Source organism: Veillonella intestinalis, assembly GCF_943193155.1.
In the GTDB taxonomy this organism is placed as follows: Bacteria; Bacillota; Negativicutes; order Veillonellales; family Veillonellaceae; genus Veillonella_A; species Veillonella_A intestinalis.
In genome coordinates, this window is sequence record NZ_CALPDB010000002.1 from 44,656 (window position 1) to 69,288 (window position 24,633).

24 protein-coding genes are annotated in these 24,633 nt (G+C 39.4%); 1 reads left to right on the forward strand and 23 read right to left on the reverse strand.

Translation table 11 applies throughout. The annotated features are described in order from the left end of the window. Positions 1 to 139 precede the first annotated feature (139 nt). The 13 genes from NFR44_RS02640 to mraZ form a co-directional block, all read right to left on the reverse strand. Positions 140 to 484, reverse strand: a complete 345-nt coding sequence (locus NFR44_RS02640) for a small basic family protein (protein ID WP_251440906.1) — start codon at positions 482 to 484, stop codon at positions 140 to 142. Beyond that, on the reverse strand, positions 484 to 1,179 hold the full coding sequence (locus NFR44_RS02645; RefSeq protein WP_251440908.1) for a DUF881 domain-containing protein: 696 nt from the start codon (positions 1,177 to 1,179) through the stop codon (positions 484 to 486). Before NFR44_RS02645 ends, NFR44_RS02640 begins: the two co-directional genes overlap by 1 nt. A 21-nt stretch (positions 1,180 to 1,200) precedes the next feature. Further along, positions 1,201 to 2,163, reverse strand: a complete 963-nt coding sequence (locus NFR44_RS02650) for a cell division protein FtsQ/DivIB (protein WP_251440911.1) — start codon at positions 2,161 to 2,163, stop codon at positions 1,201 to 1,203. Between the two features lie 20 nt (positions 2,164 to 2,183). Beyond that, positions 2,184 to 3,116 carry a D-alanine--D-alanine ligase family protein gene (locus NFR44_RS02655; protein WP_251440915.1) on the reverse strand — a complete coding sequence of 311 codons (933 nt, stop codon included), beginning with the start codon at positions 3,114 to 3,116 and terminating at the stop codon, positions 2,184 to 2,186. Between the two features lie 2 nt (positions 3,117 to 3,118). Beyond that, positions 3,119 to 4,492, reverse strand: coding sequence for a UDP-N-acetylmuramate--L-alanine ligase (murC, locus tag NFR44_RS02660; protein WP_251440918.1), 1,374 nt, complete (start codon positions 4,490 to 4,492; stop codon positions 3,119 to 3,121). 21 nt (positions 4,493 to 4,513) lie between these two features. Then, positions 4,514 to 5,620, reverse strand: coding sequence for an undecaprenyldiphospho-muramoylpentapeptide beta-N-acetylglucosaminyltransferase (gene murG, locus NFR44_RS02665; RefSeq protein ID WP_251440920.1), 1,107 nt, complete (start codon positions 5,618 to 5,620; stop codon positions 4,514 to 4,516). Continuing rightward, complete coding sequence (murD, locus tag NFR44_RS02670) at positions 5,617 to 7,014, reverse strand: UDP-N-acetylmuramoyl-L-alanine--D-glutamate ligase (protein WP_251440923.1); 1,398 nt, start codon at positions 7,012 to 7,014, stop codon at positions 5,617 to 5,619. Before murD ends, murG begins: the two co-directional genes overlap by 4 nt. Positions 7,015 to 7,026: 12 nt before the next feature. Next, positions 7,027 to 7,989, reverse strand: coding sequence for a phospho-N-acetylmuramoyl-pentapeptide-transferase (mraY, locus tag NFR44_RS02675; protein WP_251440925.1), 963 nt, complete (start codon positions 7,987 to 7,989; stop codon positions 7,027 to 7,029). Between the two features lie 205 nt (positions 7,990 to 8,194). Continuing rightward, positions 8,195 to 9,571 (reverse strand): UDP-N-acetylmuramoyl-tripeptide--D-alanyl-D-alanine ligase, encoded by a 1,377-nt coding sequence (locus NFR44_RS02680; protein ID WP_251440927.1) that lies wholly within the window; start codon positions 9,569 to 9,571, stop codon positions 8,195 to 8,197. A gap of 2 nt (positions 9,572 to 9,573) precedes the next feature. Then, positions 9,574 to 11,058: a UDP-N-acetylmuramoyl-L-alanyl-D-glutamate--2,6-diaminopimelate ligase gene (locus NFR44_RS02685; protein WP_251440929.1), complete on the reverse strand. Its 1,485-nt coding sequence runs from the start codon at positions 11,056 to 11,058 to the stop codon at positions 9,574 to 9,576. 61 nt (positions 11,059 to 11,119) lie between these two features. After that, positions 11,120 to 11,536: a cell division protein FtsL gene (gene ftsL, locus NFR44_RS02690; RefSeq protein ID WP_251440930.1), complete on the reverse strand. Its 417-nt coding sequence runs from the start codon at positions 11,534 to 11,536 to the stop codon at positions 11,120 to 11,122. A gap of 22 nt (positions 11,537 to 11,558) precedes the next feature. Beyond that, entirely contained in the window at positions 11,559 to 12,491 is a 933-nt protein-coding gene (rsmH, locus tag NFR44_RS02695; protein WP_251440932.1) for a 16S rRNA (cytosine(1402)-N(4))-methyltransferase RsmH, read from the reverse strand. A 49-nt stretch (positions 12,492 to 12,540) separates the two neighbouring features. Then, on the reverse strand, positions 12,541 to 12,975 hold the full coding sequence (gene mraZ, locus NFR44_RS02700; protein ID WP_503827358.1) for a division/cell wall cluster transcriptional repressor MraZ: 435 nt from the start codon (positions 12,973 to 12,975) through the stop codon (positions 12,541 to 12,543). Positions 12,976 to 13,336: 361 nt separating this feature from the next. On the opposite strand from mraZ, the gene NFR44_RS02705 reads away from it, so the two are divergent. Next, positions 13,337 to 14,791 carry a threonine/serine exporter family protein gene (locus NFR44_RS02705; protein ID WP_251440934.1) on the forward strand — a complete coding sequence of 485 codons (1,455 nt, stop codon included), beginning with the start codon at positions 13,337 to 13,339 and terminating at the stop codon, positions 14,789 to 14,791. Between the two features lie 71 nt (positions 14,792 to 14,862). On the opposite strand, the gene trxA is transcribed toward NFR44_RS02705, so the two are convergent. The 10 genes from trxA to ybaK form a co-directional block, all read right to left on the reverse strand. Further along, positions 14,863 to 15,183, reverse strand: coding sequence for a thioredoxin (gene trxA, locus NFR44_RS02710; protein WP_251440936.1), 321 nt, complete (start codon positions 15,181 to 15,183; stop codon positions 14,863 to 14,865). Positions 15,184 to 15,242: 59 nt separating this feature from the next. After that, positions 15,243 to 15,629, reverse strand: coding sequence for a CoA-binding protein (locus NFR44_RS02715; protein WP_251440937.1), 387 nt, complete (start codon positions 15,627 to 15,629; stop codon positions 15,243 to 15,245). A 27-nt stretch (positions 15,630 to 15,656) separates the two neighbouring features. Continuing rightward, the gene (gene gluQRS / locus NFR44_RS02720; RefSeq protein WP_251440939.1) at positions 15,657 to 16,622 is read right to left on the reverse strand and encodes a tRNA glutamyl-Q(34) synthetase GluQRS; all 966 of its coding nucleotides are present in this window, start codon (positions 16,620 to 16,622) and stop codon (positions 15,657 to 15,659) included. Then, positions 16,619 to 18,604 (reverse strand): ABC-F family ATP-binding cassette domain-containing protein, encoded by a 1,986-nt coding sequence (locus NFR44_RS02725; protein ID WP_251440941.1) that lies wholly within the window; start codon positions 18,602 to 18,604, stop codon positions 16,619 to 16,621. The genes gluQRS and NFR44_RS02725 overlap by 4 nt, the downstream gene beginning before the upstream one ends. 38 nt (positions 18,605 to 18,642) lie before the next feature. Next, the gene (locus NFR44_RS02730) at positions 18,643 to 19,830 is read right to left on the reverse strand and encodes a type II secretion system protein GspD (RefSeq protein ID WP_251440942.1); all 1,188 of its coding nucleotides are present in this window, start codon (positions 19,828 to 19,830) and stop codon (positions 18,643 to 18,645) included. Positions 19,831 to 19,888: 58 nt separating this feature from the next. Then, entirely contained in the window at positions 19,889 to 20,695 is an 807-nt protein-coding gene (locus NFR44_RS02735) for a hypothetical protein (protein ID WP_251440946.1), read from the reverse strand. Between the two features lie 14 nt (positions 20,696 to 20,709). Continuing rightward, positions 20,710 to 21,696 carry a UDP-glucose 4-epimerase GalE gene (gene galE, locus NFR44_RS02740; RefSeq protein ID WP_251440948.1) on the reverse strand — a complete coding sequence of 329 codons (987 nt, stop codon included), beginning with the start codon at positions 21,694 to 21,696 and terminating at the stop codon, positions 20,710 to 20,712. 39 nt (positions 21,697 to 21,735) lie between these two features. Beyond that, positions 21,736 to 23,178: a phosphoglucose isomerase-related protein gene (locus NFR44_RS02745; RefSeq protein WP_251440951.1), complete on the reverse strand. Its 1,443-nt coding sequence runs from the start codon at positions 23,176 to 23,178 to the stop codon at positions 21,736 to 21,738. Between the two features lie 89 nt (positions 23,179 to 23,267). After that, complete coding sequence (locus NFR44_RS02750) at positions 23,268 to 23,993, reverse strand: ribonuclease H1 domain-containing protein (protein WP_251440953.1); 726 nt, start codon at positions 23,991 to 23,993, stop codon at positions 23,268 to 23,270. Positions 23,994 to 24,126: 133 nt separating this feature from the next. Next, positions 24,127 to 24,615, reverse strand: coding sequence for a Cys-tRNA(Pro) deacylase (gene ybaK / locus NFR44_RS02755; RefSeq protein ID WP_251440955.1), 489 nt, complete (start codon positions 24,613 to 24,615; stop codon positions 24,127 to 24,129). Between the last annotated feature and the right edge of the window lie 18 nt (positions 24,616 to 24,633).

The window sequence follows — 24,633 nt, forward strand, 5'->3', positions numbered from 1 at the left end:
TTCCTCCTCCTGTTGCCCGTAAGATTTATATGCCCTTTATTTCAAACTAAGTGATTATATTCAATATTATTATAACTAGTTTCATTTCATTTTACACTATTTTTTTTATTTTTTCCACTCTTTTAAGTAAAAGTATACCTTATTTTGTACGTCTTGACAAAAGTAATCGACGAATTGCTGCGGTATTTTGGAACAATCGTAAGCCAAAACTGATTAATGCAACATAATAGAGGTCGATACCAACAAAATTGCCCAAGAATACTAACAAAGCGGCTAATAGTGAATTTGAAAAGAAACCGGTCAAAAAGATAGATAAATTAAAGATACGCTCTAAGGCTGCTCGAGTGCCACCAAATACACTATCCAAAGCGGCTAATAAGGCAACCGAAGTATATTTAGCATAAATAGGTGAAATTTCTAATGGAGTTAACACGCCAATAGCAATCCCCAAAATTAACCCGCCAGCGATAAATAAATACATCATTATTTTTTACCGCCTCCTTGATTAAGCTCTTTTAAATGTTCCTCCTTAAAGGTTCCTGAAAAAGCAGGTACTACAATGTTATCTTCTTTTTGGATTTTTAATTCAATCCCCCAATATTTTAAAGATTCTACTACACCACCACGCATGGTTAAAGCGGCTGATAATGTTTTTGGATCACCAATGGCCTTAATAACAAAAGGCGGTGCAAATACTTTACCATTTACCATAACCGTTGGTCCTGCACAACGTACCTCTGAAGTGCCTACTAAGCGCTGATCATTAATAGCAATGGCCTCAGCACCACCAGCGCGCAATTCATTGAGAACACGTAATAAATCTTCATCATGAATTAAATAGAGATTGGGATTTTCATTATCTTTTACGGGAACTTTACTGTCATTAATTGTAATGACTACTCCTGGACCACTCACATCAGTGAGGCCCGCTCGTTGTTTTAATAAGTTAATATCACTCACTGCACTAGCAGTGGCATTATTTTTTTGTATTGCTTCTAATTGCTGACGTAGTTCATCCCGTTCCTTTTCAACTGCCGTCAGTTCACGTGCTAAATCTCCTGTACGCTGTAAATGAATGTTGCTAGCCGCAATACTTTGCGTCATTTTATATTGCCCTACCAACATGACGCCTAACAACATGCTTACAGCGGCTATCGCCCAACGACCTTGCTTTAACATGCTTCCTCTTCCATTATTATATTAAGGCGTCTTAATAAAGGGCGCCTTTACATTCACATCTAAATATTGTGCTGCTACTCCACGAGCCTTTACATCTCGCAGCATATTTTCTGATAAAGGCCCTTTTTTATCTAGTTCACTCGTATCCCCCAAGTGCAATGGTAAACCATCTACCGTATAAGCAATTAATTGTTGCGTGTCCCCTACATTAATTTCAGCAATTTGTTTACGCCCCTCTGCACTAATAGAACCTAAATATGTTAATGTCCCTTTGATAACAGCTACATCAATCATATCTCCCAATAATACATTTCCTAATTTAATTCCGGAAATAATGGGCGCGGATGTATCTTCAATAGCTGGTCCTAAATTAATAACACGCCCAGATGAATCTAAAGTGGCAAAACCAAATTGAGTCGCCACTACAGCTGCAGCCTGACGTTCCGTTATATTTACTTGTAAAGTCAAAGGTAATACATAGGTAACTTTAGCTGTTTCCACGCGTAAATCATGTTGTAAGCGTTCTTCCAATTGCCCACTATTAATCTGTAATAAATTTACAGGATAGCGAATATTACCAGCTGCCATTACATCAGACACCGTCACTTTATCACTACCGACTACTTGGATTGTACCAAAAGGAATAGGCAGCATAAATAATAGCGCCCAAATAATTAGTAGCGCCCCACCACCCCAAACAACACGTCGTCGCCAAGCATGAGGTCGTTTTGGTGGGCCTGGCGGTTCCTCTGAATTGCCAGAACCACCCATATCATCTTGATAAGTGCCAAACTCATTAGGCTGATGAAAATCATGCAACTGACCAAACTCTGATGACTGTGGCGGTATAAAGCGAGATTGAGGGTTTGGTTTTACAACATCATCACTATTTTGCTCAGCCCAATGAGACCAATTAGTTTCATTGGGCCCTTTGTGCATATGCTGATTTGAACTAGATGAATACTGACGAGTCTCTCCGTTCATCTTGTTATCTCCACATTTAATTAAAACTTACCTAAACCAGCAGATAATAAAATCTTTTCACATAAGGTTGGAAAATCAATCCCCATAGCATTAGCTGCCTTAGGTACCAAAGATGTAGCCGTCATACCAGGCACTGTATTATACTCTAAAACAAATGGCTCACCTGCGCTATTGGTCATAATATCAACACGGATAACACCGCTACATTGTAATTCATTATAAACAGTTTCACCAATGGATTGCATTCTAGCCGTTAACTTTTCATCAATTGGTGCAGGCACTAAATAATCGGTTGCGCCAGTCGTATACTTTGAAGCATAATCATATTCCCCAGAATGAGGGCGAATTTCAATCACTGGCAAGGCTTTACCATCTAATACAGACACAGTAAATTCACGACCATCTAAATACTGTTCAACCACTAAAATATGGTCAAAAACTAACGCTTCTTTTACCGCTGCTGCTAACTCTGTTTCTTGACGAACAATAACTACACCAATACTAGAACCTTGTGTAGCCGGTTTTAATACAACTGGGTACGTAAAATTAGCCTTAATATGCGCTATAATAACATCTTCACTTTGCTGTTCATGATTATATGATACCGCTTGTGCTGTTGGAATCTGGGATCCAACAAAAACATCTTTACTAATTTTCTTATTCATCCCTACGGCTTGAGCCATAATACCTGAGCCCGTATAAGGGATGCCTGCCATTTCAAGTAATCCTTGTAACGCACCATCTTCCCCAAACTTACCATGTAATGCATTAAATACAACATCTCCCTTAAGGGCTTTAATATCTTGCAATACCTGTTCTGGTACTAATTCTAGGGTTTTAACTTTATAGCCAAGACCATCTAAAGCCTTAGCAATGGCTTCACCGGTACGCCGTGAAACTTCTGCTTCTTTCGATGGACCACCCATTAATACGATAATTTGTTTATCCTTCATGATTATTCCTCTTCTAATGTTGCTAACAACTTAGGACCGTATTGACTAATACTGCCAGCCCCCATAGTAATGACTAAATCATTAGGCTGCAATACAGCTTTTACTACTTGTGGTACATCCTCTACATTAGCAATATAATGCACGGTCTGTCCTGTAGTCGCCTCTACCATCTTAGGAATAGATTGTCCATCAATCCCTGCTATAGGATCTTCACCAGCACTATAAATATCAGTAATAAACAGCACATCGGCTTTTTGAAAAGCCTGACCAAATTCCTTTAACAATAGATTTGTTCGAGTGAAACGATGAGGCTGGAATACACAAACTACACGATGAGATTTCAAAGCTTTAGCGGCCCCTAAGGTAGCGGCAATCTCAGTTGGATGATGGGCATAATCATCGACAACCCACACATCTTGACTGTGTCCCTTCGTTTCAAAACGACGTTTAGCACCTGTAAATTTTGCTAAACCGGCAACAACAACCTCAACAGGAATACCACAGCGAATTGCCATAACTAAAGCCCCTAGAGAATTAAGTGCATTATGTGTGCCAGGCACTTTTAAACGAACCGTAGCTATATGCTCAGACGTATGATAGGCATCATACACTAAAATACCCTTTTCATAACGAATATTCTGTACAGTATATTCATTGCTTGGCGCTAAGCCATAGGTGATAAACTGACGAGCCACTTGTGTCATTATCTGTTGAATATTTGAATTATCACCACATACAACAGCAACACCGGTATCAGGTAACTTACCAACAAATTCACCAAAGGCAACTAATAAGTTTTCCATAGTCCCATAATGGTCCATATGATCATTTTCAATGTTAGTGATGACGATTTCATGAGGATTCAATTTTAAGAAAGATCCATCACTTTCATCGGCCTCAGCAATACTGTATTCGCCCTGTCCCCACTGACTGCTACCACCTAAATAATCTACTTCACCGCCAATAATAACAGTAGGATCTAGGCCTGCTTCCACAAAGATTTGGCCTAACATAGAGGTCGTAGTTGTCTTGCCATGAGCACCAGCTACAGCAATGCCTTTTGTAATATCCAATACTGCCTTTACAATATCAGAACGGTGTAAAATTGGAATGTGCTGCGCTTTAGCTGCTACTAATTCAGGATTATCCTCATGAATAGCCGTTGAGCGAACTACAGCATCTACTCCATTTACATACTCTGCATTATGACCAATATGAATGGTGGCGCCCATCTTACGAAATCGTTCAGTTACTGCTGATTCTTGAATATCAGAACCAGATACGTCAAAACCTTGACTGATTAATATATTGGCAATAGCTCTCATTCCTGAGCCAGCAATGCCAATGAGATGTATTTTATGAATACCATCTAGCATGGTCTAATCGCTCCTTATAATTTATTTTGCAATATCTAGGGCTAATTGAGCTATATCATGTGCGGCCTGTGGCTTGCCTAGTGATTTGGCCGCTACAGACATACGAGCACGCTCCGCTGGATTTTCCATAAAAAATTCAATTTCCCCAATTAAATCATTTCCTTGTAACATTTTATCCACTATCATACGCGCTGCTCCAGTACTTACTAAAGCTCGCGCATTATAGGTTTGGTGATCTTCAGCCGCATAGGGATAAGGAATTAAAATAGAGGGAATGCCTCTTACTGTTAATTCAGCTAACCCTACAGCCCCTGCACGGAACACTGCTAAGTCAGCAGCTGCTAAAGCTTTTGGCATTTCATGTAAATATGGCAAAATCACTGACGTATCGCTATAAGCTTGACCATCCTCAATGCCTAAAGCAGACAATACACGCTCATATTCACCAGTACCTGTTACATGAATTAGCTTAATGCCTTTACGATTTTTAAAATGCTTATGCACCTCTATCATAGCTGTATTAATACTACGAGCTCCGCGAGAACCACCAGCAATTAACACCGCAAATTCGTCCTCTTTGAGATTAAAGAAGGCGCGTCCCGTTGCCCGTGTATCTACAAGTACCTCTGGCCGTACAGGATTGCCTGTATAAACAATCCGTTTAGCTCCTTCAAAAGCCTTTTCAGCCTCTGCAAAACCAACGGCTACTACATCTACAAAGCGGCTTAAAATTTTATTAGTAATGCCACCAATCGTATTTTGTTCCTGAATTAAAGTAGGCACATGCCGTAAAGCAGCAGCTAACAAAATAGGACCGCATACATAGCCACCAGTACCAATGACAATGTCTGGTTTAAATTCTGAAATAATACGATTGGCCTTTACTAAAGAGCCTAATGTTTTACCCAAAGTTAACAAGGCACGGAATGAAAGATTACGGTTTAGTCCTTCTACGGGCAATGTTTTAAAAGGAATTCCTTCTTTAGGTACTAAAGTAGCTTCCAAGCCCTTTTCAGTACCAATATAAAGAAACTCAGCCTCTGTCATGGACGCTATTTCTTTATAAATCGTAATGGCTGGATAAATATGTCCTCCAGTGCCACCACCGGAAATAATTATACGCTTCATGACAATGACCCTTTCTTCTCTACTGTTGATTCAACTAATTCTTTTAGAGCATATACTTCATTTTTAAAATCATCGCCTCGTTCTTCAAAACAATGATACCAGTCAAAACTAGAACAAGCTGGTGATAGTAGAACAACGTCTCCATGCTTAGCTAGTTCATACCCTTTAGCTACAGCTTCCGCCATAGAACGAACTTGATAAACATTCGTTACCCCAGCTACTTTCGCTGCCTCAGCAAAACGTTGAGCCGCTTCCCCCATTAAGATTAAATCACGAACACGCGCCTTAACGAGTTGCATAAACTCACTTAAATCAGTCATTTTATCATGACCCCCAGCTAATAAAATAATAGGCTCTTTAAAAGCTTCAATGGCTTTAATGGCAGAGTCTGTATTTGTTGCCTTCGAATCATTAAAATAACTAGCTCCAGCAATATGAGCTACTGGTTCTAACCGATGTTCTACCCCAGTAAACTGTGCAATTACAGTATGGAGTTGCATAGCTGATACGCCTAACTCATAGGCCAAAGCAATAACCGCCAAAATATTTTCAATATTGTGACGGCCTGGTAATTGAATCTCATCTGTTCCGATGATTAATTCAGCTACACCTTCACGCACTGCATAGCACTGACCATTTTCAAAATACGCTCCATCCGTCACACTATGGTTCTGACTGATGCAAAGTACTTTGCCCGGTACACGTGTTTGCATACTAGCTACTAAGGGATCATCCACATTAAGCACCGTACAATCACTCGCCGTTTGATGCATAAAAATTTGTTCTTTCGCCGCTTGATATGCTTCCATAGTTTTATGCCGTTGTAAATGGTCTGGTGTAATATTTAACACTAACGCACCTACAGGCTTAAAAGTCTTCACTGTTTCTAACTGATAACTAGATAATTCAGCGATTAAATACCCATCAGCCGAAATTTCATAAGCAGCTTCACTCAAAGAGGCTCCTATATTGCCACCAACTTTAATTGGTTTGCCCGTTTGCGCCATAACTTCACCTAATAAGGTAGTTGTTGTAGTTTTGCCATTTGTGCCAGTTACCCCTAAAATAGGTGCTTTGGAAATATCATAGGCCACTTCTACTTCGCCTACAATATCTATGCCTCGTTGTTTAGCAGCCACCAAAATAGGAATCGTCAATGCAATCCCTGGGGACACAACAATGCGATCTACATTAGCCAATAAATCTTCATCTTGACGCCCTGTAATAATGGTTACATGACCTTGCGCTAACAGCGTTGTTTCAGCAGCCGTTAAAGTCACGTCTTTATAATCATTTAACACCACTTGAGCCCCTAATAGGCCGAGTACATGGGCCGCGCCAATCCCACTGCGCCCTGCTCCCAGTACTAAAATTCGTTTTCCCTTGTACTCCATAATAACGCCTACCTATCGCAATGTATACATCAATAAACCAATAACAGCAAATGCACAGCTACCAAGCCAGAAACGAGATACTACTTTTTGTTCGCTCCACCCAGATAATTCAAAATGGTGATGAATCGGACTCATCTTAAACACGCGTACCCCTCGTGTTTTAAAAGAAGCCACTTGAATAATTACGGACAGTGCTTCCATAACAAAAATCCCACCAATAATTACTAATAATAATTCTGTCTTAGTTAAGATTGCCATGCCTGCAAAAGCACCGCCTAACGCTAAGGAACCAGTATCGCCCATGAATACCTTGGCTGGATTTGCATTAAAATATAAGAATCCTAATACAGCACCACAAAGAATTATACCAAAGAAGGCGACACTCGTTTGAAAGGCCAACATACCAATGACTGTATACGCAATGGCTGCCGCTGCTGAAGTTCCAGAAGCTAAGCCATCTAAGCCATCAGTCAAATTAACAGCATTAGTCGTGCCTACAATAATCATAAATACTAACACATAGTAGAACCAACCTAAGTCAACAGTAATATCAGTTAAAGGAATCCACACCGTTGTAGGAATCACTAATATTTCGGTAGCAATATAACAGAAAATAGCTGACATAATAATCTGGCCTAAAAACTTCTGTTTAGCTGTAAGCCCTAAATTGCGTTTTTTTACTGATTTAATAAAATCATCTAAGAAACCCAGTAAACCATGCCCTAATGTCAAAAATAATAATACCCAAGTAGCCATATGAAATGGTGAAAATATCAATACGCTAATCACCATAGCCGCCAGCATAAAAAGACCACCCATAGTCGGGGTCCCAGCCTTAGCTAAATGCGCCTGTGGTCCATCTTCACGAATGCTCTGCTGCGCATGTAAACGGCGTAACAAAGGGATTCCTACTTTTCCTAATACTAACGTTATTACTAAAGTTGTAATAAACGCAAACAATAATTGCATGGTCATTCTAACAATCGCTCCTTAAAGATAAGTGTAAAGCCTCCTAACAAAGGCTTGCAAGATACATAACTAACATAGCCTCTAAGTCGCTAAGGGACTGTAAAAAATAAAGGCCGTTATCTATGGTAGTACATCTATGGCTGTAATGCAAATAGATTTCGACCTTTTTGAAAAATATCGTTTACTATTTATGTTTTATGCACAATCGTCTCTATTTCAAAGACTCTCTATCCCTTAATTCAGAAACTACGCGCTCCATTCGTAAGCCTCGTGATCCTTTCACTAAAATTACGTCACCTTTAGCTCGTTCATCCCAGTATGTATTTACCATATCTAAATGGCTATCACAAATTTTAGCTACCCGAATACCTGCTGTTTTAGCTTCCCGTGCAATAAATTTGGCAGCTTCCCCAAAAGTATATACTTGGTCATAACCTTCAGCTACTAATAAGCGCCCAATCTCACGATGGTTCGCTTCGGTATAATCCCCTAATTCAAGCATATCCCCTAGCATAGCAATTTTTCGCTTACCTTCTAATTGCCCCATAGCTTTAATAGACTCTGCCATAGAGGCTGGATTCGCATTATAAGCATCATTAAGGGCCACAATATCTCCAAAAGAAACTATTTCTTGACGCATAGGAATGCCAGTAAAGCTACCCAATGCTTTAGTAATTTTTTGTGAAGATACGCCTAATGCACGACCTACAGCAACAGCGGCTAACGCATCGTACACATTATGATCCCCAATCATAGGTAAAAATATATCAAATACTTCATCAAAACAACGGCAAGTAAATTTAATACCATCTTTTTTATAGCGCAACTGAAAACCAGATACGGTAGCATTCTCTTTGATACCGTAAAAGATAGTCTTACCTTCCGTTAAAGTTGCCATTTGTCGCACTAATTCATCATCTTCATTTAAAATAGCTGTTCCCTCTGGCGGAATATGACGAATTAATTCACTTTTAGCTTTGCCTATATTTTCTCGAGAACCTAACAATTCAATATGACTATTACCTACATTTGTAATAACGCCTACAGTTGGTTCAGCAATACGAGCTAATTCATCAATTTGGCCTAGGCCTCGCATCCCCATTTCAACCACGCAGGCCTCATGTTCTTCTGTCAATTGTAACAGCGTTTTTGGTAAGCCAATTTCATTATTAAAATTCTTTTCAGTTTTAAGCACTTTAAATTTAGCTTCTAATACAGTAGCAATCATTTCTTTTGTCGTAGTCTTACCAGATGAACCAGTAACAGCTACTACAGGAATCACAAAGCGACGGCGATGATAATTTGCTAGTTGTTGGTACGCTAACAAGGGGGAATCTACTTCGATGCAGATTAAATCACTAATCCCTCGTCCTTTCCCAACTAAAGCACCTAACGCTCCCTTAGATTTGGCCTGTTCTAAGAAGTCATGGCCATCAAAGGTATCACCGGTTAAAGCTACAAACAAAGAGCCTTCTTCAATGGTACGCGTATCGGTTGACACATTCGTAAACATTGTTTGTTTTTTTGAATCACCAGCATAGGTACCACCTGTAACGGTTAACACCTCCTGGAGCGTAAATTCTGCCATCCTTATCTCTCCTTCAATGCTTCGCGTGCTACTTCTCTATCATCAAAATGAATCGTTTTATCTTTCAAAATCTGATAATCTTCATGTCCTTTACCAGCAATAATAACTACATCGCCAGCTTCAGCTTGCTTAATAGCTTCATGAATAGCAGTACGTCGATCTACAATAATTTCATACGATGAATCTGGTCGAAGTGCTTCTTTTACCCCTACGGCTACCTGCTCAACAATCTGATTAGGATCTTCCGTACGAGGATTGTCAGACGTTACAAAAATTTTATCACCATATTGCGCTGCTATACGCCCCATGATAGGTCGCTTAGTAGCATCTCGGTCACCACCACAACCAAAGACAACTAGTATCTTATTGTCAACAATCTTTTGCGCCGTTTCTAAAATATTTTCCAAACCATCAGGTGTATGTGCATAGTCTACTACGACTGCAAACGGTTGTCCTTCTTCTACTAATTCAAAGCGCCCTGGAACAGCTGTGAAATCACTTAGGGCCTCAATAATAGCTTCCATGGAAATGCCTTCAAATAAGCAAGCCCCCATAGCGGCTAATGTGTTATACACATTGAAAAGCCCAGTAATTCTCATATGAATAGGATATGACTTCCCTTGGTACACTACATCATAAGCAGACGTTTTAGAGGTAATTGTAAGATTTTCACCTTCTAAAGTCCCCTGCCCCTTCGTGCCATATGTAATAAGCGGCGCTGAATTTTTGGCCATCACTTGTTTACCATAAGGATCGTCAATATTAATAACCGCCCCTTTATTAGTTTTATGCTGCTTAGACATACTTACCTGTTCAAACAACTTGCACTTTGCCGCTAAATAGTTTTCAAAAGTCTTATGAAAATCTAAATGGTCCTGTGTTAAGTTAGTAAATACAGCCGTATCGTATTCTACACCAGCTACACGACCTAAAGCTAACGCATGAGAGGATACTTCCATAATACAATGAGTTACCCCTTCAGCTACCATGCGCGCCAAAATATGTTGTAAATCTACAACATCGGGAGTTGTGTTGTGAATGGGATATGTTTTATCGCCAATCATTACATGAACAGTACCAATAATCCCTACTTTATAACCTTGGGCCTTTAAAATATGGCCAATAATATGAGTTGTTGTCGTTTTTCCATTAGTCCCCGTTACGCCAATCATGCGCATTTTACAACCTGGATAGTCATAAAAAAATGGCACACATTGTTGCATGGCAATACGAGTATCCCCTACTGTTAAAACTGCTATATGGGCAGGCACCGCTACAGGCTGTGAAACCAGTAAGGCCACTGCACCGGCTTCAATCGCTTTTGCTATATAATCATGACCATTAACATGGGCGCCAGTCAAACAAATAAACAAACTGCCAGGCTTAACTTCCCGAGAATCAGCTGTTATATGTGAAACAGCCACATCAGTGGGCCCTGTAACGGTCACCTCTTTAATTACATCTATAATTTCTTGAACTGTTTTCACAATAATACCTCCACTTCAAACAAGGAAAGCAGCTCACCTACGGAGCTGCCTCATACCGTAGTTACTCCATGATGTGCTGTGTTACATTCACATCTCGTTCTACAGTAGTACCTTTGCTATTGTACACAAAAGCATCGGGCAAAACCATTCCCAATTTATCTTGCGCAATCTGTTGAATTCTTGTAGGTGATTTTAATTCTGCCACCTCTAAATTCAATTCATCGTTATCTCTTGAAAGTTGAACCATCTCTTTTTGCAGACTCACCAATTGATAGCCAGCACCTGCTTTTATTGCTTCAGCCCCAACTATGGAAAAACAAATAGCACAAAGCATACCAACCAATAACATCGCTTGCTTTAATTCTGGCGATGCATTACTAAATACGCCAGCTCGTTTAGCTGAACGCCCACGTGTCGGTATATACGGTCTCGCTGTCGGTTGAGCCACTCTCACACCAACTGTTTTTCTCGCTAACATACAATCAACCCCCACAATCTATCTATACCTTTTGAGCTACCCGTAATTTAGCACTACGAGATCTCGGATTAATAGCCACTTCTTCTTCACTAGGCTCAATCGCTTTATTGCGCGCTTTAACACTAGCCTTGTGATGACACACACACACAGGTAAACCTGGCGGGCAAACACAGCCCGTACTCAACTCTTTAAAAGTTTGCTTAGTAATTCTATCTTCTAACGAATGGAAGGTAATTACACCAATATGGCCACCTGGTTTTAATAATTCAACAGCATCTTTAAAACTATCTTGTAAAATAGCTAACTCTTGATTCACTTCAATACGAATCGCTTGAAATGTCCGCTTAGCTGGATGTGGACCTTCACGACGAGCACCAGCTGGAATCGCCTGCTTAATGATAGTTGTCAATTCACCAGTCGTTTCAATCGGACTTTCTTCTCGAGCAGCTACAATAAATTGAGCAATTCGTTTAGCCCAACGTTCTTCGCCATAATCACGAATAATTCGGTATAAATCAGCTTCACTATAGCTGTTAACTACCTTAGCGGCCGTTAAGTCACTATGCTGATCCATCCGCATATCTAAAGGACCATCCTGCATATAGGAAAACCCTCGCTCAGCTGTATCTAATTGATAGCTTGATACGCCCAAGTCAAAGATAAATCCATCAACAGCTGTAATGCCTCGCTCTGTAAGAGCTTGTTTTAAATGGCGAAAATTTGTTGGAATAGTCATAACCTGACAAGACAAATCTTGCAAACGCTCTGTAGCTGTAGCTAAGGCTACTTCATCTTGGTCCAGACCAATAAGTAATCCATCTTCAGCTAATTGTTCACCTAATGCGTGTGCATGACCGGCACCACCAAGCGTACAATCTACATAGACCCCATGGGGATCCGTAATAACAGCTTGTACCGTCTCGTCAAGCAACACGCTGACATGATGAAATTCCATAGGGCCTCCCTTCTTTTACTAACTAAACTTTGTTGAAAACTTATAACTTTTAGAAAATAAGTCCTTCCATATTTTCAGTTAAAGCTTCCATATTGGCATCCATATCTGCTGAATAAGCATCCCAATGTTCACGACTCCAAATTTCTACATGATCACCAGCGCCGATAACCACAGCTTCTTTTTTTAAGAACGCATAGTTACGTAAGCTAGCAGGCACTAAGATACGTCCTTGTTTATCAAACTCTAGTTCATTTGCATTTGCAAAAATAGAACGTTTTAAACCCCGTACACTAGCCTTGCCATTAGATTGAGCCGCTAATTGAGTTGCTTTGGCTTCAAAGGTTTCGTACGTATAAATGGCGAGACAATTATCAAGGCTCTTGGTCATAATACAGGACTCCCCTAATTGCTCACGCAATTTAGCTGGAATAATTAATCGCCCTTTTGTATCAATGGTATGTGAATATTCACCCATGAACATCATTGTCTCACCTCCTTTTACACGTTCCCTATCTTATTCACCACTATATGGTAAATTCTACCACATTCCCCCACTTAATAACAATAAAATATGTGAAATTTAATAAAAAAAGCAGAAAAAATTTTCAAATCTTTATTTTTTCTGCTTTTAAACGTTTTTTTGTTTTATTTTAAGATTCATATGTTCGTTATTATTAGACTTTATCTTGGCTCAATTTTAAAGTAGTCCCCACTTCGCCCCCCAGTTACCATTTTTTGCCACTCCCTAATCACACGACAACCCCAATATGATATACTAATATAAAATAAAACTAAGATTACAAGATAGAACCATACATTATACAATGTAGAGAAAGGACTATTGTATGACTCACAAGACCAACAAAAAACATACTATGACTACTGTTCACGAATCGACAACAGGAAATAGTCATAACCACCACATGCATCCGCAACATCGCCATCATCATACTGCCAATAGTTGCTCATCCGGTCCTTCTAATTATCAAATTATGAACGAACCATTTGTAGCGATTCGGCGTAAAATGGATTTATTACTCGACTTAGGACAACTACTTATGGAAAACGGCGCTAACACCAATCATCTACAACGAGATATGATGCGCGCCGCTACCTATATGGGAATTCCCCCTGAATATGTCCATATTCATATAACCTATATGACATTAATGCTCAATATTAATGACGAAAAGCATTCCTATACAGCCTTTCGTAAAACGCCTGTTCACGGCGTAAATATGACGATTTTATCCACCTTATCAAAATTAACCTGGAAAGCTATAGAACAAAATTTTACCTTAGATGAATTCGAAGCACATCTTAAAAGTATTGCCCAAGCACCACCTAAATATTCAACTTCAGTTCTAGCCATCGGTGCAGGTTTAGCTTGTGGGGCTTTTACTATTTTATTTGGTGGTTCTCTTTTCTCCGCTCTAATGACTTCTATTTGTGCTATCGTTGGCTTTTTAGTTCGTTATATATGCCATCATTTCAAGATTAACTTTTATTTTGGTGTAGTAGCGGCCGCTTTTTCCGCCACCTCAGCAGCCTATTTACTCAATACTACCTTAGGCTCTTTTGAAATTATTTATGCTATGGTTAGTTGCACACTGTTTCTAATTCCTGGCATTCCCCTTATAAATGCAGTAGATGATATGATTAATAACCACATTGTATCTGGTATGACACGAGCTATGCACACCTTACTCATAGTTAGTAGTATGTCTGTAGGCATTGCCATGGCACTCTACTTTGATCATGTCTCTACTTTTACCCACCTAAATATTACACCCGCTGTAGTATCGCCGATTCAAGCGGTAGCGGCAGCCATCGGAGCCGTATGTTTTTCCCTTATTTTTAACACGCCGTATCGCCTATTATGGATTGTTGCTCTAGGCGGGACTATCAGTGTCATCACACGCAATATTTTAATCGTAAACTTTAACTTTACCTTAGTCGGTGCTAGCTTTGTAGCTGCTGCTATTATCGGTTTATTAGCCTTGCGGTTTTACAAATTTTTCCGAACAGCGCCACTCATTTTATCCATTCCTTCTGTTATTCCAATGATTCCTGGTGTTTTACTCTACCGCTTTTTATTTGGCCTATTAACCATTAATTCGTTAACACCTGATAATCTCCTCTTTGCGCTACGCAGTGGAATTACAGGCGTTATGACTATTATTTGTATAGCTATTGGCGTATCCATTCCTCACATTTTTGCTCGTAGCTACTTAGACCGTAAAAAAGCATTATCCTTAGATAAAGCTTTAAAAGCACGTCAAAAAGAATTACAAAACTAAAAAAGCCTGGTACTGAAGTGTAACCATGAGCATATAACTCATGACTACTATCAGCACCAGGCCTTTCTATATTATAAGTGAGCTTCAATAGCTGCTTTTAATTCATTTTGTGGTACATAACCAATTTTACGGTCTACTACTTCACCATTTTTAATAATAGCAAATGTTGGTAGTACTTCTACTTGGTATTCTTTTGCTAATTCAACAACTTCATCAGTGTTAACTTTAGCAAAAGCTACTTTATCACCTAATTCTTCAGCTAACGCTTCAAATACAGGCATCATACGTACGCAATAACCGCACCATGGAGCCCAAAAATCTACGATTGCCACTTCTTTAGATGTAATTGTTTCTTTAAAATTTGCTGTTGTTAATTCTGCAATATTTGCCATAATAAAATACCCTCCTAAATGTATTGTCTAAAATTATATTTCAATGAAATGAACTTACATTAATGATTATCTGGACGTATTTGAACCAATACACAATCCTCAATGACTGCGAGTCCTAGCTCCTTAGCTTTTGCTACTACAGCTGGTTTATCAGCACCAGGCTGAAGCCAAACTGTCGGAATTTGTAATGATTTGCATTCCTCCAAAGCGGCTAAGCCTACTTTTTCTGGAACTACAAAATCCACTACTTCTGGCACTTCTGGTAAATCACTAAGTGATGGATAGCAGATAACTCCATCAATCTCTGTAACATTAGGATTGACTGGATACACTGTATAGCCATGATCACGCAAGCAAGCATAAATTTTGTAACCAAATTTTTCTTTACGACTTGTAGCGCCTAACACAGCCCATACTTTCTTAGTAAGTGCGTCTTTAGGTGTCATACTATCACCTCAACTCTCTACACTAAATTATATCACAATATCGAAATTTGTCAATTTGATTTGCTGTTGTTTAAGAGATAAATTCTCAATATTACTATCTAGTAAGGTCGACCAAGATAGAGTCTCTCCTGGGCCCAACGCTTTTCGCGAAACAAGCCCTGCTGCCAAGGCTAAACGACCTAATATCATAGGCGCACTATAACCACTTTCACGCAACTCACGCAAAGTAATACTCTGTTGTCTCTTTGATAAACGATAGCCATCTTCATCTACCACTAAAGGGGCGTGCCAATATATAGGGGCTGACTCATCTAATACTTCATATAACCAGAGCTGCGAAGCAACAGCAGGCAATAAATCATAGCCTCGAACTACATCCGTAATCCCCATAGCAATATCATCCATAACAACCGCTAAATTATAGGCAAACATACCATCTGCTCGTTTTACAACAAAATCGTCTGTCTCCGGCCATAATTCTTGACTTTGTAGTCCTTGCCAAGAGTCCATAAATTCATATCTTCGCTTTGCTACTTTTAATCGCCAAGAGGGCTCTTTTTGACTATATAATTGGTGTCGCATAGTTTCATTTAGGTGGCGGCAATGACCATCATAGTGAGCAATCCCCTCATGTCCATGAGGAGCTGAACTAATAGACTGTAAACGAGCTCTATTACAAAAACAGGGATATATTAGCCCTTCAGTCTGCCACTTTTGTAATTGTGCCTCATAAAAATCATAGCGCTCACTTTGCCAATAAGAGATAGAAGGACCGCCCGTTCGTGGTCCTTCATCCCAAGTAAGGCCTAACCATTCTAAATCATCTAATAAATCGTCCCCTAAAGTGCGCTTAGCTCGTTGTGTATCAATATCTTCCATGCGCAAGACAAACGTACCACCCTGCTGTTTCACTACTAACCAAGACAACATGGCAATCCACACATTGCCTAAATGAATATGTCCCGTTGGACTTGGTGCAAATCGCCCTTTCATTGTGCTAATTGCTCCCATTTTTCATACAAACTAGCTAACTTACTATTAACCGTCTCCATCTGTGCAGCTACGTCAGCTAAGGCTTCACTATCTTCTTGTAAAGCTGGATTTTGTAGTTGCACTTCATACATTTTTAAAGTTGCCTCTAAACGAGCAATCTCCGTTTCTGTTTCCTCTAATTGCTTAGCTTGCATATATGCATTAAGTTTCTTAGGCTCCTCACTAATTGCGTCCTTAGCTGATATTACACCAGAATTAGAAGCATTTAATTCTAAAGCATCAGAAGAAACCTCAAAATTAGACTGTCCTTCATTACCTAATTTTGAAGATAAAGTTTTACGCCCTTCACCCGCTACCTTAGCTTCTTTAAGAGCCATCTGTTCAGCGAGCTGTGCCTGCTCTTTTAATTTATCTTTGTAATACGAATAATTTCCCTGAAACTCCTCAATCCCCTCTGGTTCTAATACCAAGGTTCGCTTAGCTACTTTATCTAAGAAATAACGATCATGCGAGACTACCAACAAAGTGCCAGTAAAGCCCATAAGTGCTTCTTCCACAACTTCACGAGTAGGAATGTCTAAATGGTTAGTAGGTTCGTCAAGAATTAAAAAATTATCGCCTTGCAAGAATAATTTTAACAAACTTAAACGGGCTCTTTCGCCGCCAGATAAATCACGAACTTGTTTAAATACATCATCACCACGGAATAAAAACATCCCTAACACATTACGAGCTTTCTCTTCACTAAAGTTAAATTGACTCATAACTTCTTCGACAGCCGTCCACTGTAGATGTAATTCCTCATGTTCCTGTGAAAAATACCCTACTGATACACGACTCCCAATGTCAATGAAGCCTGCTTCCGGCACTAATTCACCAGTGATGGCTTTTAAAAGCGTTGATTTTCCCGCTCCATTAGGTCCAATTAAAGCTACAGAGTCCCCGCGACGAATCATAAAGGAAACATCTTCTACAATATCTCGTTCACCATAGGATAAAAACAATTCTTCCACAGTTAATACTTTATCAGCACTGAATTCAGCTTTCGGAAAAGTAAATTTTAACTGTTCAGAATGTTCTGGTGCTTCCAAACGTTCTAAACGATTTAACTGAGACTGGCGGCCACGAGCCATTTTAGATTTAATCCCAGCCCTATACTTATCTATATACTCTTCTGTTTTGCGAATATACTCTTGCTGTTTCTCATAGGCAGACTGTTGCGCCTTATATTGCGCTGCCCGTTGTTCTACATAGCGACTATAATTCCCGCGGTAACTAGTTGCCTTATGATGATCTAGTTCAACGATACGCGTCGTTACACGGTCAAGAAAATAGCGGTCGTGACTGATAATTAAAATACCACCGCCATAGGAACTTAAATAATTCTCTAACCACTCTAGCATATCCATATCTAAGTGGTTTGTTGGTTCGTCTAAAAATAAAAAGTCTGGGCGACGAACTAAGGCTTTTGCCAAATTAATTCTCGTCTTTTGCCCACCAGAAAACTCAGACACCGATTTAGTTAAGTCTTCATCTGTAAAACCTAAACCATAAACAATACGGCGACTTTGTGCCTCATAATCATAACCACCTAGCCAATCTAACCGATCTTGAATATGAGCCAATCGCTTAAGCAAACTTTCATCCTGTGGACTAGTTTCTAATTGTTTAGAAACCTCCAACAACTGTGCCTCCCATTGTTGCACATCAGCAAAGGCTTTTTGAATTTCAACAGCCAAACTATCGTCACCTAAATTGATATCCTGCTGTAAATAGCCAATTGTAGTGGCACTGTCTTTTACAACCTGCCCTTCGTCTGCTTCTTCAATCCCTAAAATACATTTCATGAGAGTTGACTTGCCGGCTCCATTAGTGCCTACTAAGCCAACACGCTCACCCTGTTTTATTTCAAAGGATACATTAGTAAACACTTGACGTATCCCAAATGATTTACCTAATCCAATTATTCGGATTCGCTCCATCCTTCTGCCTCCGTTCATCTACATATGACTTTATTATATCATAGAGATGACGTACTTGGCTCTTCTAAGGCTTCAGCTTTTACAAAAATACATAGCTCTACCTTATCTTTAGTGCGGCGCGCATGTTGAAATAGTTTTCCCAGCAAAGGAATATCTCCTAAAATCGGAATTTTAGAAAACTGCTTGCCCTCCCGATTATCCATTAAACCTCCAATCACTAAAACATCGCCAGATTGCAAATGCACTTTTGTATGTGCCTCTCGAGTGGTAATACGATAGGCTTTCATTTCAGATACAAGCGCAGGACTACTTACTTCGGCATGAATCTCCGCTTCAATGCCTTTATCCTCAGAAATAAAAGGTGTACAGGTAAGGCGAATGCCCGCTTCTTCGTATCTTGTAGTCGTTCGACTTTCATTACCATCTTTTACTTCTTCTACTACAGGAATACGATCCCCTATCAATATCTTTGCTTCTTCACCATTCAAAGCCATAATGGATGGTCGCGCAATTAACACTGTTTTATCCGTCGTTTCTTGTGCCTTTATTTCAGGCTTAAACCAAAACGTATACGGTGTGCCTGAAGGGGCTCGGCCAAAACGAATCCCGCCATATGAATTGGTAGAATCTTCCCCATGTCCTGTAAGACTCTGCCAAGACCATTGAATACCCGTCTCTTTTACATAGGAATGTTCAAATGCCACAACTGCTACTTCTAAACGTACTTGTTTAGGCTGTACATCTAAAGTAGGTAATATGGTCTGAACTTGCCTAAGTTCTGCAGCTGTCCCATATACGATAACTTGATTAGCCCCCTTTACAATACGAATGTTCTTTTCAGCTACAATAGCCCGTAGTGCCTCACTGAGGGCTAGCACTGATATATGTTTAGGCGCTATAATAGTCGCTATTCTTGCCTCTTTATCAGCCATTCCATTACCATCAACTATCCATAGTCCATCTTCTTCATATAAAGTAAAATGTTTCAACCGTGCTAATCGCTGTAAAGCAGCTACCCCATTAGGCTCATTAAGGCGAATTGAAACAGTACCAGCTAATGTTTCTGCCCCTGTAATAGCCAAGCCTTCACTACGCGCAATAGACTGAACTAAACCGGCTAAACTACCATTATTAACAGTCATCGATAAAGCACACACCGATTCACCACATAAATAAAACTGTAAACAACACAAAATACATATCCATAACTTTATACCCTTTAACATCTCAAACGCTCCCTTAATCTATACCTATAAATACTACTCTACATATAACCAGCAAATACTACTCTACATATAACCAACGACTAGTATTACCATCACTAATTAATACGGCTTCACTCGTAATTGCCTGAATTATCAATTCCCCTGGACCTTCGCCAATACCATAACAAGCCTCACCCTTATCAGTGTGTAACATAGCTAAGTTAGTGTTCCCTCCTACTATACCGGTTACTTGTATATTGGCCAATGTTACAACCTGAGAGGCTTTCTGATTATAATGACTACCTTTTGCAATAGCCTTACTCCCTTCATCAATGCCTCTATAACTTCCTCCGATTCGTTTTCCCCAAGTCTCCTGCCCTGAATGTTCTTGATAACTATCAGTGAATCTCTGAACCTTACTTACAGTGTCTGTTTTAACTAAACTATTGGTTTCTCCAGTAGCCAACTCCATATTTTCAGTTCGCAACGGATGTATAAAAGGATCATCAAAAGGATGACTTCGTAAAGCTGACGTTAATCCCATAATAGGAGTAATAAATTGTTCTCTAGTCTCAGTGTTTTTTGCTCTAGTTTGAGATGTATTATTATGTATACTATTACCCACTGAAGGTTTTCCTTTGTTGTTTTCTATCAGCCCACCACGAGTTCCCTTATTAGCGCCATATACTGAAATAGCCTCAGAATTATGACTAACTGATTCATCCGTGACATCTGTACGATCACTCAATTCAGTTACCCGTTGCCACTGTGACGTACTAATGCCATAAAAACAAACAAGGCAAAATAAAAAGACCGCCCCATACAAGAGGCGACCTTTCTTAATTAACAAATTTCGCAAATCTTGTAGAGACAGTCTATTCATCATATTCACTATCCTTTTTATGCTTTATAGCCATTCGGATGGCCTTGATGCCATTGCCAAGCATCTTTAATAACTTGAGTTACATCGCTATGAATTGGTTTCCAGCCAAGCACAGTTTGTGCTTTTTCAGAGGAAGCAATTAAAGTGCCTGGGTCCCCTGCACGGCGTTCACCAATAACTACTGGAAAATCTACACCAGTCACACTCTTAGTAGTATCTACAATCTCTTTAACACTAAAGCCATTACCAGACCCTAAATTAAAGTAATTAGAGGCACCACCATCACGCAAATATTCCATACTCAAAATATGAGCTGATGCCAAATCATTAACATGAATATAATCACGCACACAAGTACCATCAGCTGTATCATAATCAGTACCAAAAATTGTAATATTAGGACGCTTGCCTAAAGCAGCTTCTAGAATAAGAGGAATTAAATGTGTTTCAGGCGTATGATCTTCCCCAATTTCACCACTACTATCAGCCCCAGCAGCATTAAAATAGCGCAAAGCTACATAACGTAAACCATAAATATTACTATAGTCTTGAAGCATTTGTTCAATCATTAGCTTAGTGCGACCATATACATTAGTAGGTGCTAATCGAGCATCCTCCTTAATCGGCACTACTTCTGGCTCCCCATATACAGCAGCAGTAGAAGAAAATACAAAATATTTTACACCAGCTTGACGAACAGCTTCAATAAGTTGAAATGAACCAACTACATTATTCTCATAATAAATCATAGGATTAGTCATCGATTCACCGACTTGTGAATGAGCTGCAAAATGCATAACGCCATCAATTTGCTTTTCTTTTAACAAATTGACCAAAGCAGTATCAGCAATGTCCATATTAATAAATTCAACATTTGCTGGTAATGATTCAACATGTCCTCGTGATAAATTATCTAATACAACGGGCGTATGACCCGCTTTTTGTAAAGCTCGTACCGTATGGCTCCCAATGTAGCCTGCCCCACCAGTGACTAAAATATTCATAACTACGCCTCCTACAACCCATCTACAGAATCACTTTGTTTACACTTCTTCGACTTGTTGCTCCGCTAATTTAGGACCTAATAATTTTTTATAAACTTCAACACCAGGCTGATCAAAAGCATCAACCCCAGCTAATTGTCCTTCATAGAAGATAGACCAGCAAAGCATAAACATAAATTCACCTAAATGGTATGCTGATAAGGTTGGCAATTCAAAGGTAATATTAAAGCGTTCATCCCCAGTTAAAGCTTCACTATTTGCATCTAAGGCAGTATTTAAAATAACACCTAAATCTAAACCGCTAAATGCTTTTAATGCTCCAAATTCATCGTAAGTATGTGGAACTATCGCTTTAGTTTCCCAATCCTTCACTTTTACAAAGGTAACAATCTTATTGAGACGCCCTTCTTGATGCTCTTGGGTTTGTGCATGCATATCAGTAGTCCCAACAGCAACAACGGGAGTACGACCATAACGGCCTTTAGTTTTAGTCTGTTTCTTTCCTAAAGACTCAGCTAATAATTGTACATACCATTCAGCTAAAGATTTTAAGGAATCTCCATAAGGCATCATAATTTCAATGATACGACCATATTTTTCAGAGCTTATATATTTTAAAATTGCATTAAGTAACGCTGGGTTTTTAAGCATATCACCACTTTGACAAGCTTCATCCATAGCTTTAGCCCCAGCTAAAAAGGCACGAATATCGAAACCAATAACAGCGCCAATAATAAGCCCTACTTCAGTAAATACAGAAAAACGACCGCCTACACCATCTGGTACAGCAAAAATAGGCCAGTCCTGTTGCACGGCTAGCTTATGAAGTAGCGTTTCTTTCTCATCATCGCGAGGATCTGTTACAGCCACACCTTCAACATTAATGCCGGCTGCAATCAATGCCTCTTGCACTACCATAAAATTCGACATAGGCTCAATAGTAGAACCAGATTTAGAGATTAAGATAAGCATAGCAGTAAAATCAGAACCTTTTTGAGCGGCACTGCGTTTTAAAGTCGCAATTAACTCATTAGTCCGCAAAGGATCTACATTATTGCCACTGAAATACAATTGTGGATAACCATCACGCTCTGCTTCCGTTTTTTGATTCCAAAACTCACCACAATGTACATCAAAAAGAACTTTACCACCTAAATAAGATCCGCCAATACCAAAACTTACAACGGCATCAACAGAATCTTTAGCGTGTTGCCCTAATTCAGTTAGGCGCTGTAACACCGCTTCATTATTTAGGTTTTTATCTTCAATGTATGGTAATTGTGGAAAAAGTACAGCTTCAGGTGTACCATCTTTTGATAAATGACCATCTACAATCCCAGTTAGACGAACACGAGTCGCTGCTTTTACAGCATTAGCAATTAAATCAAAATATGTATGAACATCTGCTTCAGTTACACCCCAAGCAGTAAATAAATTTGTATAATCAAATGTAAAACCTGATGGCAGGATGATTTTCTTCATTCTGACCCCTCCTTTAATTCACTTCTCTTATTGTACCTTGCTCACTAAAGAGACGCAATAGGTTATGAGATATGAATTATATATTATTTTCATAAATCAATCAATTTTGTCGTGCCCGCCTTAGCTAACTCATCGGCCTTTTCATTATAAACAACACCTGTATGAGCTGCTACTTTATGGAATACCGTTTTAACTTGGCGACGACTATTAAGAGTAAATTCAGCATACGCTTTGGTCAATGGATTATTCGCCTTCCAACGACCAGTAGCCCACATTTCAATCCCCATATAATCATAATAAATATGAACTTCTTTAATCTGTTTTGCAATCGCTGTCTTAATAACATGCATAGCGCCCAATAACTCACCAGCTACGTTCCAATAGGCCGTGTACATTTCTTTATCAGTACCAAAAGAAAACGTTTCTTCTTGCCCTTCATAAAACATGATGCCCCCAGCCCCCACTACATTGCGTACTTTATCAAAGCTACCATCAATGTAGGCAAGCATACAACGGGGTCCCAGTTCAGCCAAAATTGATTCTGCTGTTATAGCTGGTGTAGCTTCTGGTTCTGCTACTTTTTTACGGCGTGACGACCGACGTGTTGAAGCTTTAGCCGTTTCCAAATACTCCGCCATTGACATGCCCTTAATCGGCGCTACTTCATCAGCCATAAAGTCCTCCGCATCTTGCCGAGAAGTAAACGATTTATAAATTGCGCCCCCATATCCTTTAACTTGTCTCTCACAAGCAGCCCATGAATCAAAAATCCCCCGTACTCGCCCTTCTTTTACGGCATAATATTTTTTACCCATACAAACTCCTTATAATTAGACTCAATCCATCCCATTAATCAACATATACTATTTCTACCATAATCTATCCCTATACCATACCATTTAACTATAAAGCAAAAATTAAGAACCCCTAGGGTCTTCATATTTCGACTTATTTCATAGTTAATGGTTCAAAATGAGCTGACACAACGGTTTGCAAGGCTTGAGGATTAACTTTAATCTGCATACCACGCAAACCTGCACTTACATAAATCTCACTAAACTTAGCCATAGTCGCATCAAAATACGTGGGAAATAACTTCTTCATTCCCACTGGTGAGCAGCCGCCCCGTAAATAGCCAGTTAAACCTAGCAAGTCTTTTACAGCAATAAGTTCTACTGACTTATTACCACTTACACGTGCTGCTTGTTTTAAATTTAATTCCGCAGCCACTGGAATGCAAAAAACTACTGGCCCAGTTACATTACCACGACCTACTAATGTTTTAAATACTTGTTCTTCTGGTAAATGTAATTCTTCGGCTACATGTACGCCAGCGCCACGCCCCTCTTCCCATTCATAAGCAAGCACTTCATAACTGACTTTTTGCGTATCTAATATACGCATTGCATTTGTTTTTTTGTGATCTTTCTTACTCACTCGTATCGTTCCTTTTAT

Bases quoted from the DNA above. Each gene is read 5' to 3' on its own strand.
- NFR44_RS02640 (WP_251440906.1), bottom strand. From the start codon at position 484: ATGATGTATTTATTTATCGCTGGCGGGTTAATTTTGGGGATTGCTATT.
- NFR44_RS02645 (WP_251440908.1), bottom strand. From the start codon at position 1,179: ATGTTAAAGCAAGGTCGTTGGGCGATAGCCGCTGTAAGCATGTTGTTA.
- NFR44_RS02650 (WP_251440911.1), bottom strand. From the start codon at position 2,163: ATGAACGGAGAGACTCGTCAGTATTCATCTAGTTCAAATCAGCATATG.
- NFR44_RS02655 (WP_251440915.1), bottom strand. From the start codon at position 3,116: ATGAAGGATAAACAAATTATCGTATTAATGGGTGGTCCATCGAAAGAA.
- murC (WP_251440918.1), bottom strand. From the start codon at position 4,492: ATGCTAGATGGTATTCATAAAATACATCTCATTGGCATTGCTGGCTCA.
- murG (WP_251440920.1), bottom strand. From the start codon at position 5,620: ATGAAGCGTATAATTATTTCCGGTGGTGGCACTGGAGGACATATTTAT.
- murD (WP_251440923.1), bottom strand. From the start codon at position 7,014: ATGGAGTACAAGGGAAAACGAATTTTAGTACTGGGAGCAGGGCGCAGT.
- mraY (WP_251440925.1), bottom strand. From the start codon at position 7,989: ATGACCATGCAATTATTGTTTGCGTTTATTACAACTTTAGTAATAACG.
- NFR44_RS02680 (WP_251440927.1), bottom strand. From the start codon at position 9,571: ATGGCAGAATTTACGCTCCAGGAGGTGTTAACCGTTACAGGTGGTACC.
- ftsL (WP_251440930.1), bottom strand. From the start codon at position 11,536: ATGTTAGCGAGAAAAACAGTTGGTGTGAGAGTGGCTCAACCGACAGCG.
- rsmH (WP_251440932.1), bottom strand. From the start codon at position 12,491: ATGGAATTTCATCATGTCAGCGTGTTGCTTGACGAGACGGTACAAGCT.
- mraZ (WP_503827358.1), bottom strand. From the start codon at position 12,975: ATGATGTTCATGGGTGAATATTCACATACCATTGATACAAAAGGGCGA.
- NFR44_RS02705 (WP_251440934.1), top strand. From the start codon at position 13,337: ATGACTCACAAGACCAACAAAAAACATACTATGACTACTGTTCACGAA.
- trxA (WP_251440936.1), bottom strand. From the start codon at position 15,183: ATGGCAAATATTGCAGAATTAACAACAGCAAATTTTAAAGAAACAATT.
- NFR44_RS02715 (WP_251440937.1), bottom strand. From the start codon at position 15,629: ATGACACCTAAAGACGCACTTACTAAGAAAGTATGGGCTGTGTTAGGC.
- gluQRS (WP_251440939.1), bottom strand. From the start codon at position 16,622: ATGAAAGGGCGATTTGCACCAAGTCCAACGGGACATATTCATTTAGGC.
- NFR44_RS02725 (WP_251440941.1), bottom strand. From the start codon at position 18,604: ATGGAGCGAATCCGAATAATTGGATTAGGTAAATCATTTGGGATACGT.
- NFR44_RS02730 (WP_251440942.1), bottom strand. From the start codon at position 19,830: ATGTTAAAGGGTATAAAGTTATGGATATGTATTTTGTGTTGTTTACAG.
- NFR44_RS02735 (WP_251440946.1), bottom strand. From the start codon at position 20,695: ATGATGAATAGACTGTCTCTACAAGATTTGCGAAATTTGTTAATTAAG.
- galE (WP_251440948.1), bottom strand. From the start codon at position 21,696: ATGAATATTTTAGTCACTGGTGGGGCAGGCTACATTGGGAGCCATACG.
- NFR44_RS02745 (WP_251440951.1), bottom strand. From the start codon at position 23,178: ATGAAGAAAATCATCCTGCCATCAGGTTTTACATTTGATTATACAAAT.
- NFR44_RS02750 (WP_251440953.1), bottom strand. From the start codon at position 23,993: ATGGGTAAAAAATATTATGCCGTAAAAGAAGGGCGAGTACGGGGGATT.